Source organism: Yersinia sp. SCPM-O-B-9106 (C-191), assembly GCF_026183365.1.
Taxonomy (GTDB): Bacteria; Pseudomonadota; Gammaproteobacteria; order Enterobacterales; family Enterobacteriaceae; genus Yersinia; species Yersinia rochesterensis.
The window spans coordinates 1,964,354-1,983,675 of sequence record NZ_CP110791.1 but is presented as its reverse complement, the minus strand read 5'-3'; the positions used below and the strand labels follow the sequence as shown (position 1 = coordinate 1,983,675).

Here is a 19,322-nt window from a genome sequence, read left to right as displayed (position 1 = left end):
CTACCGGCGAGCTATTAATCCAGTTGCAGCTGCGGAATGACCTGCTTCGCAATAGCCAGATAGTCACTGCGATCTTTGCCGCTCAGCCCTTCTGAACGCGGTAACTTAGCGGTCAATGGGTTAACGGCTTGCTGGTTCATCCAGAATTCATAATGCAGATGCGGGCCTGTGGAGCGGCCGGTGTTACCCGACAAGGCAATACGATCACCACGTTTCACTTTTTGGCCTGGTTTCACCAGTAATTTTTTCAAATGCATGTAACGGGTGGTGTATTGGCGGCCATGACGAATAGCCACATAGTTACCCGCAGCCCCGCTACGTTTAGCAATAACCACTTCGCCATCACCGACAGCAAGCACTGGGGTACCCACTGGCATCGCAAAATCCACCCCTTTATGCGGTGCAATGCGCCCGGTTACCGGGTTAATGCGGCGAGGATTAAAGTTAGACGAGACCCGGAATTGCTTCATGGTAGGAAAACGCATAAAACCACGCGCCAAACCAGAACCAAGCCGGTCATAGAACTTACCGTCATCGGCACGGATGGCGTAATAATCTTTACCACCAGAACGCATACGCACCCCAACCAGTTGGCTTTGCTCACTGCGGCCATCAAGTATTTCACGGGACATCAACACCGAGAACTGATCACCTTTACGCAGTTTGGCAAAATCCAACTGCCATTGTAATGCTTTTGTCACAGCGCGAATCTCTGCGCCCGTCAAACCGGCTTTTTTGGCACTGGTAACAAAACTACCGTCGAGCCGACCGGTGAGAACCGCATTGGTCCACTCGCCTTTCTGTAACTCTTTTGTTTCTTTGAAATTATTACCTACACGGTCATAGGTGCGGGTTTCACGACGAGAAACCTCCCATGTCAGGCGCTGCAAATCACCGGTGTCGTTGACTGTCCAAGAGATTTGTTGCCCGATTTTCAGATTTCGCAAATCACGATTTTGAGTTGCCAACAGCGAAACATCGGAGATATCAATGCCATATTGGGTCAGAATAGTGCTAAGGGTATCGCCGGTCGAGACCACGTACTCATGAACACCACTTTCACTGACATCTTTAGCATCTAATTCGTCTTGTGGGATTTCATCATCAGGGGTTGGCTGATCAATAGGCTCACTGGCTTCGGGGAGTAAAACACGGCTTTGGCTGGTATCTAATACAACACTTTTAGCAACAGGTTCGTGCTCCGAATGATAAACAAAAGGCCGCCAAACAGCTACGGCCAGTGTCATTACAGTCAACGACCCCAGCATAATGCGGTGGGGTCGAGGGAGATTGTTATACGCCAAAGTGATAGTTCGGACTATCTGCTGCACTTATGAGTATCCTTTTAATCTTACTTCAGGCAGCTCACGTATTGGTTCGACAACTGAGACATAAAGTCCACATAGCTGTCCTTGCCTAATACTATGCCACTCCCCAAAGGATCTAAGGTGCCTGAACGCACGTCTGTTCCTTTGGCGACAGCATTAATGACGGCTGGCCTGAATTGTGGCTCAGCAAAAACGCATACCGCTTTATGCTCAACCAACTGTGTTCGAATTTGATGTAAACGCTGCGCACCAGGTTGAATTTCGGGATTGACTGTAAAATGCCCTAATGGGCTCAAGCCAAAATGTTTTTCAAAGTAGCCATAAGCATCATGAAAAACGAAGTATCCCTTACCTTGGGCAGGCTTTAACATAGTAGCAATATTTTTTTCATTTTGCGCTAGTTGATCCTCGAATCGGCGCAGGTTTGCATCTAGTTTGTCCTTATTTTGTGGCATAAGTTCCAATAATCTGTCGTGAATAGCAATTGCCGATTGTTTGGCAATGGTTGGGGACAACCAAATATGCATGTTATATTCACCATGGTGGTGCTCGTCACTATGATTATCTTTCGCATGATCATGATCATGCCTTTCATCTGCCCCTTCATGATCCCCCTCTTCATCACCTTTCATTAACAAAGGTGTAACTGACGGTAGCTGTGCCAAGGCTATCTTTTTATTATCAGCAACTTGCGTTAACGGTTTTGCTAAAAATGCTTCCATTTCCGGCCCAACCCAAATAACCAGGTCAGCGCTGCGTAACCGCTGGACATCTGATGGACGCAAAGCATAATCATGTGGCGATGCGCCATCGGGCAGTAAGACTTCGGTGGGTAATACACCATCAGCAATGGCTGCGGCGATAAAACCTAACGGACGCACTGATGTAACGACCGCAGCGGAGGCAATATTAAATGGACTGGCCGCTAAAATTGCACTGCCCAAAATTGCCCGCTTCAACCACTTGTTTTTATGTAACATAATATGAACTCTCGACGTTTTGATCGCTAAGGCGTAATATTATAACATTCACTCGGTTCTGCAAACGTAATCATAATGCCCACATTGGTCACACTAAATAAAATATCCGTCACTTTTGGTAGTCGGCGGGTATTAAATGATATTTCCCTTTCACTGCGTCCGGGGAGAATTCTCACTCTGCTTGGGCCAAATGGCGCGGGCAAATCAACACTGGTTCGCGTGGTGTTGGGGTTAATTGCCCCCACCAGTGGCACTCTTGTTCGTGAGTCAGGTTTGCGCATTGGCTATGTTCCACAAAAGCTTCATCTGGATGCCACCTTGCCGCTAACAGTCAGCCGCTTTATGCGCTTGAAACCGGGTGTTAAAAAAGCGGATATTTTACCCGCTCTCAAACGAGTTCACGCGGCGCATCTATTAGACCAGCCGATGCAAAAACTGTCCGGTGGTGAAAATCAACGTGTTCTCTTGGCCCGTGCATTATTAAATCGGCCGCAGTTATTAGTGTTAGATGAGCCAACGCAAGGCGTTGATGTTAATGGTCAATTAGCACTGTATGACTTAATTGAACAGTTACGCCGAGAACTCGGCTGTGCCGTCTTGATGGTTTCCCATGACCTGCATTTAGTAATGGCCAAAACTGACGAAGTATTATGTCTTAACCAACATATTTGTTGTTCCGGTGCGCCAGAAGTGGTTTCAACTCATCCTGAGTTTATCGCCATGTTTGGTAATCGCGGAGCAGAGCAATTAGCGGTTTACCGCCATCACCATAATCATCGCCACGATTTGCACGGAAAGATTATTTTGAAAAACAGTGGGAGCCGGGACGCATGATTGAATTATTGTTGCCTGGCTGGTTAGCCGGTGTGTTGCTGGCTACTGCAGCCGGCCCTCTGGGGTCTTTTGTCGTCTGGCGGCGGATGTCTTATTTTGGCGATACCCTAGCGCATGCATCATTACTGGGTGTTGCCTTCGGTTTATTGCTCGATGTGAACCCATTCTATGCCGTGATAGTAATGACCATGGCGCTAGCACTCATTCTGGTGTGGTTAGAACGCCGCCCACAATTAGCTGTCGATACACTGCTCGGGATTATGGCTCATAGCGCATTATCTTTGGGTCTGGTGGTGGTTAGCCTGATGCATAACGTGCGGGTCGATTTAATGGCCTATCTATTTGGCGACCTGCTTTCCGTGACTCTGAGTGATATCTGGCTCATTGCCGCTGGAGTGGTCGTGGTGTTGGGGATATTGTGCTGGCAATGGCAATCATTGCTATCAATGACCATCAGCCCGGAGCTGGCCCATGTGGACGGTGTAAATTTAGAGCGCGTTCGGATGTTGCTGATGCTAGTGACCGCACTGACCATAGGGTTGTCGATGAAATTCGTCGGTGCATTGATTATCACTTCCTTGCTGATAATCCCAGCCGCTGCTGCTCGCCGCTTTGCTCGGACACCAGAACAAATGGCCGGTATTGCAATTGGTATTGGCATTGTCGCGGTGACAGGCGGTTTAACTTTCTCTGCTTTCTATGACACCCCGGCAGGCCCTTCTGTCGTTCTTTGTGCCGCTGTGATGTTCATCCTGAGTCTGTCACAAAAAGCGCGCGGGTAATAATTGCTAAGTGGGGTTTATATTAATAAACCCCATTCTTAACCCCTTCCCCTATTTTGCCCATCACTTCCCATAACCATCAATTCTGTTTTTTATATTTTAATTAGTGTGATCAACCACAAATACAATGTATATGCAGTGTAATACCCTGCATAATACTTCAAACATTGAGCAATATATTGATTATGCCGATTCTTAACTCGTCTCTGCATGGGCTTTGTACGCTCTCAATTTACGCCGAATGACCATTCGCACAGAGGCGACTTATCATGGAAAGATCCACCCCCACAGGTTTACTTCAGCAACCTAAACCGTTCTTTATGATCTTTTTTGTCGAGTTATGGGAGAGATTCGGTTATTACGGTGTACAAGGTATTCTGGCTGTTTTCTTCGTTAAACAGCTTGGGTTCTCGCAAGAACAAGCATTTGTCACTTTTGGTGCTTTTGCTGCTTTGGTTTATGGCCTAATTTCCATCGGTGGATATGTCGGTGACCATCTACTCGGGACTAAACGCACCATGGTCTTGGGGGCGGTAGTGCTGGCGTTGGGATATTTCGCCACCGGTTTATCATTGTACCAACCGAACCTGATTTTCTTTGCTTTAGGAACTATTGCTGTGGGCAATGGTTTATTCAAAGCCAACCCAGCCAGCTTATTATCTAAATGTTATCCGCCGAAAGATCCTCGGTTGGACGGTGCCTTTACTCTATTCTATATGTCGATCAATATCGGCTCCTTAGTGTCACTTTCACTGGCACCGGTTATAGCCGAACGTTTTGGTTATACCGTGACCTATTACTTATGCGGCATTGGTTTGATTTTTGCCCTGCTGGTCTACTTCTGCTGTCGTCATATGGTGCGCCATATTGGTTCTGAACCCGATACAAAACCCTTAAATTGGCGCAATCTGCTATTGGTGCTGCTGGGCAGCGCAGTGATGATATGTGTCTGCGCCTGGTTGATGAATCATGTGTTCATTGCCAATTTGGTGCTAATCGTGTTGTCTCTGGTCGTCGTCTTTATCTTTTTCAGAGAAGCATCGAAGCAGGACCAACTGGGCCGTAATAAAATGTTTGTTGCTTTCATTCTGATGATTGAAGCTATCGTATTTTACGTTTTATATGCACAAATGCCGACTTCGCTTAACTTCTTTGCTATCAATAATGTCCATCATGAGATCCTCGGCTTCAGCATTAATCCAGTTAGTTTCCAAGCGCTTAACCCATTCTGGGTGGTGGTCGCCAGCCCCATTTTGGCCTCAATTTATACTCGGTTGGGCAGCCAAAATCGTGACTTATCCATGCCCGCAAAATTTACATTAGGGATGTTTTTATGTTCGCTGGGTTTCCTGACTGCGGCTGCGGCCGGAATATGGTTCGCTGATGCACAAGGTCTAACATCACCTTGGTTTATTGTTCTGGTTTATTTATTCCAGAGCTTGGGGGAGTTGATGATAAGCGCCCTTGGCTTAGCGATGGTGGCGGCTTTAGTGCCACAATACTTAATGGGGTTTATTCTTGGGATGTGGTTCTTGACTCAGGCTGCCTCATTCCTGATTGGCGGCTACGTTGCAACCTTTACCGCGACACCTGAGGGCATGACTGATCCACTTGAAACCTTACCTATCTACACGGATGTGTTTGGCAAAATTGGCATGGTCACACTGGTAATTGCGCTGGTTATGGCACTACTTATCCCATGGCTTAACCAAATGATTAATACATCGACCACGGAGAAAACAGTCGCCTAAGAATAGCGCGATCAGGGCTGGCACCAGCGCAGCCCTGCATCAAAGAGGCTTACTCTGCGCGGATGATACCAAAATGTTTATAAGCATGATTGGTGGCAATGCGCCCACGGGGGGTTCGCTGGATAAAGCCTTGTTGGATTAAATACGGCTCCAGCACATCTTCAATGGTTTCCCGCTCCTCACCAATTGCCGCCGCCAGGTTATCCAACCCCACGGGGCCGCCCATAAATTTATCGATAACAGCCAGCAAGAGTTTGCGGTCCATAAAATCAAAACCTTCGGCGTCGACATTCAGCATATCCAGCGCTTTCATCGCCACATCGCCGTTGATAGCGCCATCGGCCCTGACCTCAGCGAAATCACGCACGCGCCGTAACAAGCGGTTGGTGATGCGCGGTGTCCCTCGGGAGCGACGGGCTAATTGATGTGCCCCGTCAGGAGTGAGTTCCAGCCCCAAATATTTGGCACTGCGGGTGACGATATGTTCTAAATCAGCAACTTGATAAAACTCAAGGCGCTGCACAATACCAAATCGATCACGCAACGGTGCAGTTAATGACCCCGCACGGGTCGTCGCGCCAATCAAGGTAAATGGGGGTAAATCGAGTTTGATTGAGCGCGCCGCCGGGCCTTCTCCAATCATGATATCCAGTTGATAATCTTCCATGGCCGGATAGAGGATTTCTTCAACCACGGGTGATAAACGATGGATTTCATCAATGAATAATACGTCGTGCGGCTCAAGATTGGTCAGCATAGCAGCCAAGTCGCCCGCTTTTTCCAATACCGGGCCAGAGGTGGTACGCAGATTCACCCCCATTTCATTAGCAACAATATTTGCCAATGTGGTTTTTCCCAGTCCCGGAGGGCCAAATATCAGCACATGATCCAGCGCATCACCGCGCTGTTTCGCCGCCTGAATGAAGATTTCCATTTGCTCGCGGACATGGGGCTGCCCGACATATTCTGCCAACAGCTTCGGGCGGATAGCCCTATCAATACTCTCTTCATCACTGATAACACCCGCAGAGATCAGGCGGTCTGCTTCAATCATTTTAGACCCCTACTTCAATCATCTTAAAACCCTATTCATTCTATAACGCGGCACGCAAAGCATCACGGATCAGGGTTTCACAATCAGCGCCCGGTTTAGCAATTTTGCTCACTAAACGGCTAGCTTCTTGGGGTTTATAACCTAAAGCCACCAGCGCAGAAGCGGCTTCTGCTTCGATATCGGCATCAGAGATTTGTGACGAACTACTGGCAGGTAACTGAATATCACCGGTATTATTGAACAAGTCACCATTGAGACCTTTAAAGCGGTCTTTCATTTCAACAACCAAGCGCTCAGCTGTCTTCTTGCCGACACCCGGTAATTTCACCAGAGTGGTGATATCTTCCCGTTCAACCGCCGCCACAAACTGTTGTGCTGACATGCCGGAGAGAATGGCCAGTGCCAGTTTTGGCCCCACACCATTCACTTTTATCAACTCACGAAACAGCGCCCGCTCTTGCTTATCATTGAAGCCGTACAGCAGTTGGGCATCTTCGCGCACCACAAACTGGGTAAAGATAATGGCTTCCTGCCCCAATTCTGGCAGCTCATAAAAACAGGTCATTGGCAGTTGGACTTCATAGCCAACGCCGTTTGTTTCCAGCAGCACCAAGGGGGGCTGTTTTTCCAGAATGATACCTCTGAGGCGCCCTATCACGTTGACTTTCTCCTCGTTTACCCACATTCGGGTATAAACATAATGCCTGTTTATAGCATAAAAAATGCTGGATGGATATCCAGCCTACAGTAACAGTTAACCTGCTCGCATTAAAATACCAGTCAACGGAGCCTGCCACGAGCCAACACCATTTGGTCATTACCCAATCGCAGGGTATTTTGGCTAAGATGACAATGGGTTATAGCAATGGCCAATGCATCGGCGGCATCAGCCTGAGGGTTCGCAGGGAGTTTCAACAGTGAGCGCACCATGTGCTGAACCTGGCTTTTTTCTGCCGCTCCGGTGCCGACCACAGTCTGTTTAACTTGCCGAGCCGCATATTCGGAAACCGGCAAATTCAGGTTTACCGCCGCGACAATCGCCGCCCCACGCGCCTGACCCAGCTTTAACGCTGAATCCGGGTTCTTCGCCATAAACACTTGTTCGATAGCAAAAAAGTCGGGTTGAAACTGGGTGATAATTTCAGTGACACCTGCATAAATTAACTTCAGGCGAGTCGGCATATCGTCAACGACAGTGCGAATACAGCCGCTACCCAGATAAGTAAGCTGGCGACCTTGTTGGCGAATTACGCCATAACCGGTGACACGAGAACCGGGATCGATGCCTAATACGATCGCCATACCAGTTTATTCACCTTGTTTAGTGCTTCTAATGACACTGGCCACAAAACGCGGCCAGTGTTATACCCGTCATATTTCAAGCGGCAATAGACCTAAAATCACACTGAATTACAGGGTTGCTGCCACTTCATCAGAGATTTCACCGTTATGGTAAACCTCTTGCACATCATCCGAATCTTCCAGCATATCAATCAAGCGCAGCAGTTTTGGTGCAGTTTCTGCATCTAAATCAGCTTTAGTTGATGGGATAAGAGAAACTTCAGCGCCTTCGGCGACTAAACCCGTGGCATCCAGTGCATCTTTCACCGCCCCGAGAGATTCCCAAGCGGTAAAGACATCAATAGCACCGTCATCATAGACCACGATATCATCAGCACCAGCTTCCAGTGCCGCATCCATCACCGCATCTTCTTCTAAACCCGGTGCGTATGAAATAACACCTTTTTTGGTGAATAGATAAGAAACAGAACCATCCGTCCCCAAATTACCACCGGTTTTGGTGAATGCATGGCGAACTTCAGATACGGTACGGTTACGATTATCACTTAGGCATTCAACCATCACGGCAGTGCCGCCTGGGCCATAGCCTTCGTAAATGATGGTTTCCATGTTGTTATCGTCATCACCGCCCACACCACGGGCAATGGCGCGGTTCAGAGTGTCGCGCGTCATGTTATTCGACAACGCTTTATCGATAGCCGCACGCAAACGCGGGTTAGCACCGGGGTCACCACCGCCCAGACGGGCTGCTGTTACCAGCTCACGGATAATTTTAGTGAAAATTTTACCGCGCTTGGCATCCTGTGCCGCTTTGCGGTGTTTTGTGTTGGCCCATTTACTATGACCTGCCATAAGTCTCTCCAAAATAGCCTAATTAGACTGAATAAAGAACGTACTCTTCAATCGCTTGCTGATTGCTCCAGGACTTAGTCAATGCCGCGGCATCCGCAGCATCTAACCACTGGTAAGCAAGATGTTCGGTAATCACCACATCTCGCTCTTCGGGTAACGCCACACAGAACCAATGTTCTTTATTATGTGTAACACCCGGCGCATAGCGACGGCGCAAATGCACAAAGAGTTCAAATTCCACACAGCGCTGGCAGTCGAACAGCTCCAGATTTTCACCCAGTATATCAATGCCGACTTCTTCCTTTACTTCACGCTGTGCAGTTTGCAACGGAGTTTCATCACCTTCCAGGCTGCCGGTGACCGACTGCCAAAAATCAGGATCATCACGCCGTTGCAGCATCAACACCCGACCACTTTTTCTGGCGTAGATGACCGCCAGTATTGATTCGGGGCGTTTATACCCGTCATCTTTCAAACTGCAGGTGTGTTGGCTGCGCTCAATCATCCGAATCACTTATCGGTATAAGCTCATCGGGATTCTCTTGCTTGCCGCCTTCCTGCATCTTGAAATCTATTGGGTATATATAATTCATTACTGACTCTCGTCTTCCGCGCTATCCGTTGCTCCTTTCTTCGCCACAACGCTGATAGACAGCTCTTGCAGTGAAGCAGGATTAGCAAAGCTTGGCGCGTCAGTCATCAGACAAGCGGCCGCCGTGGTTTTCGGGAAAGCAATAACATCGCGGATATTATCAGTACCGGTCAACAGCATAACCAAGCGATCCAGACCAAAAGCCAGGCCCGCATGTGGCGGTGTGCCGTATTTCAATGCATCCAGCAGGAAGCCAAACTTCTCGCGCTGTTCGTGTTCATTAATACCCAGAATACCAAACACTTGCTGCTGCATTTCAGTGCGGTGGATACGCACGGAACCACCACCAACTTCGTAACCATTGATCACCATATCGTAAGCATTGGCGATGGCGTTAGTCGGTGCCGCGGCTAGCTGTTCAGGACTCATGTCTTTCGGCGCAGTGAACGGATGGTGCATTGCAGTCAGACCACCTTCGCTGTCATCTTCGAACATTGGGAAGTCTACAACCCACAGCGGTGCCCATGTCCCCAACTTGGTCAATGCCAAATCGCGGCCCACTTTCAGGCGCAATGCCCCCATGGCATCAGTCACAATTTTGTAGCTGTCAGCCCCGAAGAACAGAATATCGCCGCTTTCAGCCTGAGTACGGGCCAAAATAGCTTCCAACACTTCTGCACTAAGGAATTTTGCGATTGGGCTTTGTACACCCTCAACGCCCGCCGCGCGGTCATTGACTTTTAACCATGCCAAACCTTTCGCGCCATAGATGCCGACAAACTGACCGTATTCATCAATTTGCTTACGCGTTACCTGTGCGCCACCCGGTACACGCAAGGCAGCAACGCGGCCTTTGGCATCATTGGCCGGGCCAGAGAAGACTTTAAATTCAACCTCTTTCACCAGATCCGCAACATCCACTAATTCCATTGGATTACGCAAGTCTGGTTTATCAGAGCCGTAACGGCGCATAGCTTCAGCAAAGGTCATTACTGGGAAATCACCCAGATCCACACCTTTGGTTTCCTGCCACAATTCGCGCACCAGTTTCTCCATCACTTCGCGCACTTGATCGGCGGTCATGAAAGAGGTTTCAACATCTATCTGGGTAAATTCTGGCTGACGGTCAGCACGTAAATCTTCATCGCGGAAACATTTTACAATCTGATAATAGCGGTCAAAACCAGACATCATCAGCAGTTGTTTGAACAGCTGCGGTGACTGTGGCAATGCATAGAATTTGCCTTTATGTACGCGGCTTGGCACTAAATAATCACGAGCGCCTTCTGGCGTTGCTTTGGTCAGCATCGGGGTTTCAATATCAAGGAAACCATGGCTGTCCATAAAGCGACGGACAAAGCTGGTAATTTTTGCGCGAGTTTTCAGGCGGTCGGCCATCTCAGGGCGACGCAGATCCAGATAGCGATATTTCAGGCGCTGCTCTTCACTGTTGGTCTGATTAGAGTCCAGTGGCAACGGCTCTGAGCGGTTAATAATATTCAATGTATTGGCGAAAATTTCCACTTCGCCGGTAGACATATCTTTATTGATTTGGCTGTCAGGACGCGCACGCACGGTACCAGTAATCTGGATACAGAACTCATTACGCAGTTCAGAAGCTTGTTCGTAAGCGGCTTTATGATCGGGATCGAAGAATACCTGAACAATGCCTTCACGGTCGCGCATATCAATAAAAATCAGGCCACCGAGATCACGACGACGGTTAACCCAACCACAAAGTGTCACTTCTTGGCCTACATGGGACAGATTCAACTGCCCGCAATACTCAGTACGCATACGATATCCTTTTACTCAGCCGATGCCGCACGCGTTATGCACTGTCCGTGCGGCTGTTTTCTTAGGTATTCTGGATTAAAAAGTGTTGAAAAAAGTGAGTCATTATAAAGGAAATTCATGGCATAGATAAGAGCGAACGTACCGCTCAGGCACGACAAAATCTCTTTCAACGCTGTTTTCACACATCATTTAACAAAATTATCCCCTCACCGGGGCTACCCGATAACATATGTTGGCATAAACTGGTCAGCAGATTAAGTCTGTCACTCGGAATTTCCCCCAATGATATCGAGGCATAACACCATGAAACTTGATGCAAAAAACACCGCGCTGGTATTGATTGATTTGCAGCAGGGGATCTTACCCTACGCCAAAGGCCCTTACAGTGCCGAACAAGTTATCGCGACCAATGCTCGCCTGGCAGAACGATTTCGTCAGCTCGGTGCCCCAGTGGTTTTCGTGCGCGTAGGTTGGTCAGATTCATTTGCTGAAGCACTGAAACAACCGGTCGACCAGCCAAGTCCAAGCCCAGCCGGTGGTTTACCTGAGTCGTGGTGGACTTTCCCTGAGGAACTCGCGGTCACAGAGAGCGACATTAAAGTGGTGAAACATCAATGGGGCGCGTTTTACGGCACCGATTTGGATTTACAACTGCGTCGCCGTGGGATCAAAACTATCGTGTTAGCGGGAATTGCCACCAATATTGGTGTCGAATCCACCGCCCGCGCCGCCTGGGAACACGGTTATGAACTAGTCATCGCCGAAGATGGTTGCAGCACCGCCAGCAGTGAAATGCAGCAGTTTGCGGTTGAAAAAATCTTCCCGCGTATCTCCCGCGTACGCAGCAGCACGGAAATTATTGCGGCGCTGGGTGCATAACGTTATAAACTCTCTGCCGCTAACAACGCGGCAACGTCAAGTAGGAAGGATATTTGTATATTGGACTGCCGCAATGGCACCACCCAACCTGGAACCGGCTGGGTATCAAGGACTTGGCGGATTATAGCCGCTACTTTAACTGTGTTGAAGGGAACACCACTTTTTATGCATTGCCACGGCTGGAGATTGTGCAACGCTGGCGCGATATGACGCCCGAAAGCTTCCGTTTTTGTTTTAAATTCCCCGCGACAATCAGCCATCAGGCGGCCCTGCGCGATTGCGATAAAGAGCTACAAGCTTTTTACCAATGCCTTTCTCCCCTGCATGGCCGTATTGGCCAATTATGGTTACAGTTGCCCGCAGCTTTCGGACCAAATGAGCTAAGCCGTTTATGGCAATTTCTCGATAAATTACCCGCAGGTTTCCATTATGGCGTGGAAGTTCGCCACCCAGAATTTTTTGCCAAAGGGGATGCAGAACGCGCACTCAATCAGGGTTTACACCAGCGAGCAGTTAACCGAGTGATGCTCGATAGCCGCCCTATTCATGCAGCCAAACCCCACACAGAAGCCATTCGGGATGCACAAAGCAAGAAACCGCGCCTGCCGGTACATGCTATCGTCACCGGCCATCAACCATTAGTGCGCTTTATTGGTGGCGATCAATTAGATGATAATTTAGCGCTATTTGCGCCTTGGCTACAAAAACTGCCACTGTGGGAACAGCAATATCAACCCTATGTTTTCATTCATACGCCAGATAACAGTGACTCCCCCCAGCAGGCGCAAAAGATTTGGCAACAATTAGCCACCGTCATTACCACTTTACCCCCTGCTCCTGACTGGCCAGAGCAAAATACTCTGTTTTAGGTCTGTTTGTACATTTTTCAGCCGAATGCATTACCATCAGCAAGTAATGTCTATCAATTTTTCGCAAGTGCATCTTTCCCAACACTAAACCGAGTATCAAGAAATGTGATTCCCGCCATTTTTCTAGCGACAGTAGCCCGGTAGGCGGTTATCATCATTGAGCCAGTCTATGGTTGGGCAATGGAGTTGAAAATGGTTAGCTCGCTTTATGTTGTGTTGGGCGCACTGTTATTGATCAAGCTTTCATTTGATGTGGTTAAATTGAGACATCAGTACCGAGTCGCTTACGGCGATGGTGGGTTTTATGAATTACAAACTGCCATCCGCGTGCATGGCAACGCCGTAGAATACATCCCTATTGCTGTCATTTTACTCATTATGATGGAAATGAACGGCGCTGAGACATGGATGCTTCATATCTGTGGATTAATGCTGATAGTTGGCCGCCTGCTACATTATTATGGTTTACGTCATCGCGAAATTCGCTGGCGTCGCTCTGGAATGAGTGCCACCTATGTTTCTTTGATTTTGATGATTATTGCGAATATTTATTATTTGCCTTGGGACCAGATTTTCAGTCTGACCTAATCAGCCCGTTGGTGTTGCCTTATCGGTTCCAACAGCCCGATGGCCGGAACCTTGTTTGTTCGGGCGGCTAACTGCCGCCTTCGTGCCCCCTCAGCTATCTGCTATTCACTCGCGCTTTATCCCGCTCATCTGTTCTGTTTTCTGTTATAATATGCGCCTTAAATTTCTTGTTCCTTTCATTCCTTACTTAATGCTAATGACAGCCATGCCAAAACGCGACACTCAATCTTTAAACGATGCGCAGCATCAGTCTGGGCCAGCAGCGCCACAGCGTGATAGCTTGTTTGCTGCCCCTATCGCCCAGTTAGGTGACTGGACTTTCGACGAAAAGGTCGCTGAAGTCTTCCCTGATATGATAAGCCGATCGGTGCCTGGCTATTCCAATATCATCTCAATGATAGGTATGTTGGCGGAGCGTTTTGTGCAGCCCAATAGCCAGATTTACGATCTCGGCTGCTCGCTGGGGGCGGCTACACTGTCAATGCGCCGTAATATTAAAGCTGAAGGCTGCAAAATTATTGCGGTGGATAACTCACCGGCGATGGTCGAGCGTTGCCGCCGTCATATCGATGCTTTCCGCGCCGAAACACCGGTGGAAGTGGTGGAATCCGATATTTTGGATATTCAGCTCGAAAATGCCTCAATGGTGGTGCTTAACTTTACTCTGCAATTCCTTGAGCCAGCAGATCGCCAGCGGCTGCTCAATCAGGTATACCAAGGGCTACGCCCAGGTGGTGCTTTGGTGCTATCTGAGAAATTCAACTTTGAAGATAACGATATTGGCGAGTTATTGTTCAACATGCACCACGATTTTAAACGCGCGAATGGTTACAGCGAACTGGAAATTAGCCAAAAACGCAGCATGCTGGAGAATGTCATGCTGACGGATTCAGTTGAAACCCATAAAAACCGTCTGCACCAAGCCGGTTTCGAACACGCAGAAGTCTGGTTCCAATGTTTTAATTTTGGTTCATTAATTGCCCTGAAAGCGGGAGAGGCTCAATGATTGAATTTGGCGATTTTTACCGGCTGATTGCCAAAGGCCCGCTGAGTCCATGGTTAGATACCCTGCCCGCCCAGCTCAGTGCCTGGCAGCGCGAGTCATTACACGGCAAGTTTAAAACTTGGTTTAACGCCGTTGAGCACTTGCCGCAGCTCACCCCGACCTCACTGGATTTGCGCGAAGGTGTGCGAGCAGAAATGTCGCCACCGATTTCAGCTGGCCAGCGTGAGGGGATGGAAAACATGTTGCGCGCGCTGATGCCTTGGCGCAAAGGCCCATTCTCATTGTATGGGTTAGATATTGACACCGAATGGCGTTCCGACTGGAAATGGCAGCGGGTATTGCCGCACATTAGCCCACTGGCGGGCCGCACTATTCTGGATGTCGGGTGCGGTAGCGGATATCACTTATGGCGCATGATTGGCGAAGGTGCTCATTTGGCCGTGGGTATCGACCCAATGCAGCTGTTTTTATGTCAGTTTGAAGCCATTCGCAAATTGCTGGGCGGCGACCAACGTACCCATGTCTTGCCGCTGGGTATTGAACAATTGCCGGAATTGGCGGCCTTTGATACCGTATTTTCCATGGGTGTGTTGTATCATCGTCGCTCGCCGCTGGACCACCTTTATCAGCTTAAAAATCAGTTGGTCAGTGAGGGGGAGCTGGTGCTTGAGACTTTAGTGGTCGAAGGTGATAGCCAGCAAGTATTGGTGCCCGGTGATCGTTATGCTCAGATGCGGAATGTGTACTTTATCCCGTCAGCCCCGGCCCTAAAAGCTTGGTTGGAAAAATGCGGTTTTGTCGATGTCAGAATCGCCGATATGGCGGTGACCACCACCGATGAACAGCGCCGTACAGATTGGATGACCAGCGAGTCATTAGCTGAATTCCTCGACCCCAATGATCCCACTAAAACCGTCGAAGGTTACCCTGCCCCACTCAGAGCGGTCTTAATCGCCCGTAAGCCATAAAAAAACCCCGGCCTGATTGGCCGGGGCTCTGACAGCTTCATCACTGTAGGTACATAAAAACTATTTAGGTACCTAAATACTAAGCGGGTTGAGACAACGGCACGCGCATCATCTCCAACAAATTCTTCATGTCTTTGACCACTTCACCATCTACACAATAATGAGCAAATTCATCAACATCACTGTCTGCACACATGGTGACGCCCGCTTTGCGGTATTTCATGGTTGAAGGCACCGTTCTGCCGGCAGAACTGTGCAGTTCGCGGATGCCAATATCAATAAATTTTTGTATGTTGGCGGTGCGAACACCGGCTCCAGCCATGATAATCGGCCCTTGATTCTGAGTGGCCAGAACCAAATTTGACAATAACGCCAACCCTAACTCAGCATTCTGCTGCTGGCCTGAGGTTAAAATCCGCGCCACATTCAGATCCGATAATTGCTGCAAGGCAATCATTGGGTTCTGACACATATCAAATGCACGATGGAAAGTGACGGCCAGTGAGCCACTGATGGACATAATTTCTCTCATTCGCGGCAAATCTATGTGGCCGTCAACATCCAGAATGCCCACCACCACACCGGCAAAACCCATATCACGAATGCGCGCAATATCATTCTTAATGGTGGCAAAATCATTATGACTGTAGCAAAAATCGCCGCCACGTGGCCGGACAATCGGATGCACCGGGATGGTGACCGTCTCTCTGACCTGCATTAATGCACCGATACTCGGCGTTAGCCCTCCCTCGGACTGACCGCAGCATAATTCAATCCGGTCGGCTCCTGCCTTTTCTGCTATTTGTGCGCAATCGACGCTATAGCAACATATTTCCAATGTAGTCATTCTCTTCCCCCGTTTGACGGATGCCACTGCGGCAGTCATACCCTAATTATTTCTAGGAATATAAGTGGTAATTTAATAATTCTGCTATTGAATAAATAAAATGCCAAATAATGATCTCAAGCTAAAACAAAATTTAATCAAGCAGGCTAAAGCATTCACTATGGCACTCATTTTGAATCTACAAGTAGATGTCAGTCACAGTGATAACCATAAGTGATAGTCGGTATTGAAATAAATAACCCATATACGTTAGCCATGGCGCTCGCTATCTATAATTTGCCGCAGAGTATAGGGGTGAAACTTAATGGTTACCTCGCCATCACTCACCGCCAATGTCGGATTGGCTAACCGCTCATGCTCCCCTTGTGGAGAGCTGAACTTGATAGTCACTCCATCGGGCAAGGTGGCCGGTAATAGCGCACGGGCGCGCTGCATCAAGCTTTGTGAGTCGCCGGACAGAACCAGCTCCACATGCTCCCATCCTTCATGTGGATAATGTTTTTTCCCCGGATAGGGCAATTCGACACAATCTATTTTCCATGGCCCAACAGTCAATGGTTGGGTTAAATCGAACAGGCAAATTGGCCGACCATTAATTTGTGTCTCGGACATCAAATGGCCACATTGTTGTAAACCACGACGCCAGCGTTGTGCCGTTTCTGTTTGATAACAACGCAATGAAATATGGTCAGCGCTGAATTGTGTCAAATCCAGATTTAATTTAGCCGCGAAAATAACCAATTTTTGTTCAAAGCGCGGCAAGTCTGTTAATAAGTCCGATAATTCAACGATGCTTCTCAGGCTGCTCATTTATTCTCCGGTTAAACGGTTATTCCGCGTATTAAAGCGGACATAATCTACAGTTATTACAGCTAATCAGCCATAATTAATCTAGCAGGTTTGTGGCACCGCCACCGTCATTGCTAATAAAATCGCCAGTTGATTTATTTGCCAGCGAGATTGGTCGCAACCACCTGACGTCGATAGCCAAATATGATATAAATCTTGCCATATTGTGACTTCACTCTGTCAGTTTTCCCGTCACCAGCCATTTTGTCGTCAAAGATCCTGGCTGTGTTTGAATGAACTGATACAGAGATTCTTTTGTGCGTAATTAAGGTAACCCGGTGAATATTCAGGCTCTTCTCTCAGATAAAGTCAGCCAGGCGCTGATTGCAGCAGGTGCTCCAGCAGGGAGCGAACCTCAGGTTCGCCAATCTGCTAAAGCGCAATTTGGCGATTATCAAGCTAATGGCGTCATGGCCGTTGCCAAAAAACTTGGCATGCAGCCCCGACAACTGGCAGAAAAAGTCATTGAGCAGCTCAGCCTTGACGGCATTGCCAGCAAAGTTGAAATTGCTGGCCCCGGTTTTATCAATATTTTTCTTGACAGGCAATGGGTCGCCAGCAAAGTTGAAGAGGCACTGAAAGCCCCGAAATTGGGCGTGCAGCCGGTTGAACCCCAAACTATCGTGATTGACTACTCGGCTCCTAATGTGGCCAAGCAGATGCACGTCGGCCACCTGCGTTCGACCATCATCGGTGATGCAGCGGCGCGGACTTTAGAGTTCTTAGGCCACCATGTTATTCGCGCCAACCACGTCGGCGACTGGGGCACCCAGTTCGGTATGCTGATTGCTTACTTGGAAAAAATGCAAAACGAGAATGCCAGTGATATGGGCTTATCGGATTTGGAGCTTTTCTACCAGCAAGCCAAAAAAACCTATGATGAAGACGAAGAGTTTGCCCAACGCGCCCGCGCTTATGTGGTGAAACTGCAAAGCGGTGACGAATATTGCCGTCAGATGTGGCGTAAATTGGTGGATATCACCATGGCGCAAAACCAGATTGCTTATGACCGCCTGAATGTCACACTGACCAAAAACGATGTGATGGGTGAAAGCCTGTATAACTCGATGTTGCCGGGTATCGTGGCTGATCTGAAAGCCAAAGGGCTGGCAGTAGAAAGTGAGGGTGCAACCGTTGTGTATCTGGATGAATACAAAAATAAAGATGGCGAACCTATGGGCGTCATTATCCAGAAAAAGGATGGCGGCTACCTCTACACCACCACCGACATCGCCTGTGCCAAATACCGTTACGAAACATTGGGCGCAGACCGCGTGTTGTATTACATCGATAGCCGTCAGCACCAACATCTGATGCAGGCCTGGACTATCGTGCGCAAAGCCGGTTATGTGCCAGAGTCTGTGCCACTAGAGCACCATATGTTTGGCATGATGCTGGGCAAAGATGGTAAGCCATTTAAAACCCGCTCCGGCGGCACGGTGAAACTCTCTGATTTACTGGATGAAGCTATCGAGCGAGCAGGTAAACTGATTGCCGAGAAAAACCCAGATATGCCCGCGGACGAACTCAAGCAAGTGGTTAACGCCGTCGGTATTGGTGCCGTGAAATATGCAGATTTGTCCAAAAGCCGCACCACTGACTATATTTTCGACTGGGATAACATGCTGGCATTGGATGGCAATACCGCGCCTTACATGCAATATGCTTATACCCGAGTGGTTTCAGTCTTTAAACGTGCCGGTATTGATGAAAGCAGTCTGACCTTGCCGTTAGTGATTACAGAAGACCGTGAAGCCGCGCTGGCGACCCGTTTGTTACAGTTTGAAGAGGTCATCACCACTGTCGCCCGTGAAGGGACGCCGCATGTGATGTGCTCTTATCTGTATGATCTGGCTGGTTTGTTCTCCAGCTTCTATGAACATTGCCAGATCCTGAATGCTGAAAGCGAAGAGAGCCGTCAGAGCCGCCTAAAATTGGCGATGTTGACAGCCAAAACCCTGAAGCAAGGTCTGGATACCTTAGGTATTCAAACTGTTGAACGCATGTAGCTTTTTATCGCGATAAAATACGAAAGGCCCCATCG

19 protein-coding genes are annotated in these 19,322 nt (G+C 48.5%); 9 read left to right on the top strand and 10 right to left on the bottom strand.

Translation table 11 applies throughout. The features are described 5' to 3' along the window. Positions 1-14 precede the first annotated feature (14 nt). Entirely contained in the window at positions 15-1,331 is a 1,317-nt protein-coding gene (gene mepM, locus OP863_RS09160) for a murein DD-endopeptidase MepM (protein ID WP_038633355.1), read from the bottom strand. Positions 1,332-1,351: 20 nt separating this feature from the next. Next, entirely contained in the window at positions 1,352-2,308 is a 957-nt protein-coding gene (gene znuA / locus OP863_RS09155) for a zinc ABC transporter substrate-binding protein ZnuA (RefSeq protein ID WP_145591674.1), read from the bottom strand. A gap of 75 nt (positions 2,309-2,383) precedes the next feature. Here znuA and znuC point away from each other — a divergent pair, with 75 nt between their 5' ends. The 3 genes from znuC to dtpB all read left to right on the top strand — a co-directional run bounded on the left by znuC (position 2,384) and on the right by dtpB (position 5,675). Next, positions 2,384-3,142 carry a zinc ABC transporter ATP-binding protein ZnuC gene (gene znuC / locus OP863_RS09150; protein ID WP_038633361.1) on the top strand — a complete coding sequence of 253 codons (759 nt, stop codon included), beginning with the start codon at positions 2,384-2,386 and terminating at the stop codon, positions 3,140-3,142. Beyond that, a complete protein-coding gene (gene znuB / locus OP863_RS09145; RefSeq protein WP_265526155.1) occupies positions 3,139-3,924 on the top strand; it encodes a zinc ABC transporter permease subunit ZnuB in 786 nt (261 codons plus the stop codon). The genes znuC and znuB overlap by 4 nt, the downstream gene beginning before the upstream one ends. A gap of 269 nt (positions 3,925-4,193) precedes the next feature. Next, the gene (gene dtpB / locus OP863_RS09140) at positions 4,194-5,675 is read left to right on the top strand and encodes a dipeptide/tripeptide permease DtpB (RefSeq protein WP_265526154.1); all 1,482 of its coding nucleotides are present in this window, start codon (positions 4,194-4,196) and stop codon (positions 5,673-5,675) included. A gap of 49 nt (positions 5,676-5,724) precedes the next feature. On the opposite strand, the gene ruvB is transcribed toward dtpB, so the two are convergent. The 6 genes from ruvB to aspS form a co-directional block, all read right to left on the bottom strand. Then, the gene (gene ruvB / locus OP863_RS09135; protein WP_038633370.1) at positions 5,725-6,729 is read right to left on the bottom strand and encodes a Holliday junction branch migration DNA helicase RuvB; all 1,005 of its coding nucleotides are present in this window, start codon (positions 6,727-6,729) and stop codon (positions 5,725-5,727) included. Positions 6,730-6,769: 40 nt separating this feature from the next. Further along, positions 6,770-7,387, bottom strand: coding sequence for a Holliday junction branch migration protein RuvA (gene ruvA, locus OP863_RS09130; protein WP_038633373.1), 618 nt, complete (start codon positions 7,385-7,387; stop codon positions 6,770-6,772). Between the two features lie 122 nt (positions 7,388-7,509). Then, on the bottom strand, positions 7,510-8,031 hold the full coding sequence (ruvC, locus tag OP863_RS09125) for a crossover junction endodeoxyribonuclease RuvC (protein ID WP_004390700.1): 522 nt from the start codon (positions 8,029-8,031) through the stop codon (positions 7,510-7,512). 108 nt (positions 8,032-8,139) lie between these two features. Next, the gene (locus OP863_RS09120; RefSeq protein ID WP_038633376.1) at positions 8,140-8,883 is read right to left on the bottom strand and encodes a YebC/PmpR family DNA-binding transcriptional regulator; all 744 of its coding nucleotides are present in this window, start codon (positions 8,881-8,883) and stop codon (positions 8,140-8,142) included. 22 nt (positions 8,884-8,905) lie between these two features. Beyond that, the gene (gene nudB / locus OP863_RS09115; protein WP_042562364.1) at positions 8,906-9,388 is read right to left on the bottom strand and encodes a dihydroneopterin triphosphate diphosphatase; all 483 of its coding nucleotides are present in this window, start codon (positions 9,386-9,388) and stop codon (positions 8,906-8,908) included. Positions 9,389-9,475: 87 nt separating this feature from the next. Then, complete coding sequence (gene aspS / locus OP863_RS09110; RefSeq protein ID WP_038633379.1) at positions 9,476-11,272, bottom strand: aspartate--tRNA ligase; 1,797 nt, start codon at positions 11,270-11,272, stop codon at positions 9,476-9,478. A gap of 303 nt (positions 11,273-11,575) precedes the next feature. On the opposite strand from aspS, the gene OP863_RS09105 reads away from it, so the two are divergent. The 5 genes from OP863_RS09105 (at position 11,576) to cmoB (ending at position 15,582) form a co-directional block, all read left to right on the top strand. Beyond that, a complete protein-coding gene (locus tag OP863_RS09105; RefSeq protein ID WP_145589059.1) occupies positions 11,576-12,151 on the top strand; it encodes a hydrolase in 576 nt (191 codons plus the stop codon). 53 nt (positions 12,152-12,204) lie between these two features. Beyond that, positions 12,205-13,020, top strand: coding sequence for a DUF72 domain-containing protein (locus OP863_RS09100; RefSeq protein ID WP_038633385.1), 816 nt, complete (start codon positions 12,205-12,207; stop codon positions 13,018-13,020). Between the two features lie 192 nt (positions 13,021-13,212). After that, a complete protein-coding gene (locus tag OP863_RS09095) occupies positions 13,213-13,608 on the top strand; it encodes an MAPEG family protein (RefSeq protein ID WP_038633388.1) in 396 nt (131 codons plus the stop codon). A 205-nt stretch (positions 13,609-13,813) separates the two neighbouring features. Next, positions 13,814-14,614 carry a carboxy-S-adenosyl-L-methionine synthase CmoA gene (gene cmoA, locus OP863_RS09090; protein ID WP_038633391.1) on the top strand — a complete coding sequence of 267 codons (801 nt, stop codon included), beginning with the start codon at positions 13,814-13,816 and terminating at the stop codon, positions 14,612-14,614. Next, positions 14,611-15,582, top strand: a complete 972-nt coding sequence (gene cmoB, locus OP863_RS09085) for a tRNA 5-methoxyuridine(34)/uridine 5-oxyacetic acid(34) synthase CmoB (protein ID WP_265526152.1) — start codon at positions 14,611-14,613, stop codon at positions 15,580-15,582. Before cmoA ends, cmoB begins: the two co-directional genes overlap by 4 nt. A 79-nt stretch (positions 15,583-15,661) precedes the next feature. Here the strand turns inward: cmoB and cutC are convergent, their stop codons facing one another. Both cutC and OP863_RS09075 read right to left on the bottom strand, forming a co-directional pair. After that, positions 15,662-16,429 (bottom strand): copper homeostasis protein CutC, encoded by a 768-nt coding sequence (cutC, locus tag OP863_RS09080; RefSeq protein WP_038633397.1) that lies wholly within the window; start codon positions 16,427-16,429, stop codon positions 15,662-15,664. 249 nt (positions 16,430-16,678) lie between these two features. Then, the gene (locus tag OP863_RS09075) at positions 16,679-17,239 is read right to left on the bottom strand and encodes a VOC family protein (protein ID WP_265526150.1); all 561 of its coding nucleotides are present in this window, start codon (positions 17,237-17,239) and stop codon (positions 16,679-16,681) included. A 317-nt stretch (positions 17,240-17,556) separates the two neighbouring features. On the opposite strand from OP863_RS09075, the gene argS reads away from it, so the two are divergent. Then, complete coding sequence (argS, locus tag OP863_RS09070; protein ID WP_145591671.1) at positions 17,557-19,287, top strand: arginine--tRNA ligase; 1,731 nt, start codon at positions 17,557-17,559, stop codon at positions 19,285-19,287. Positions 19,288-19,322: the final 35 nt, after the last annotated feature.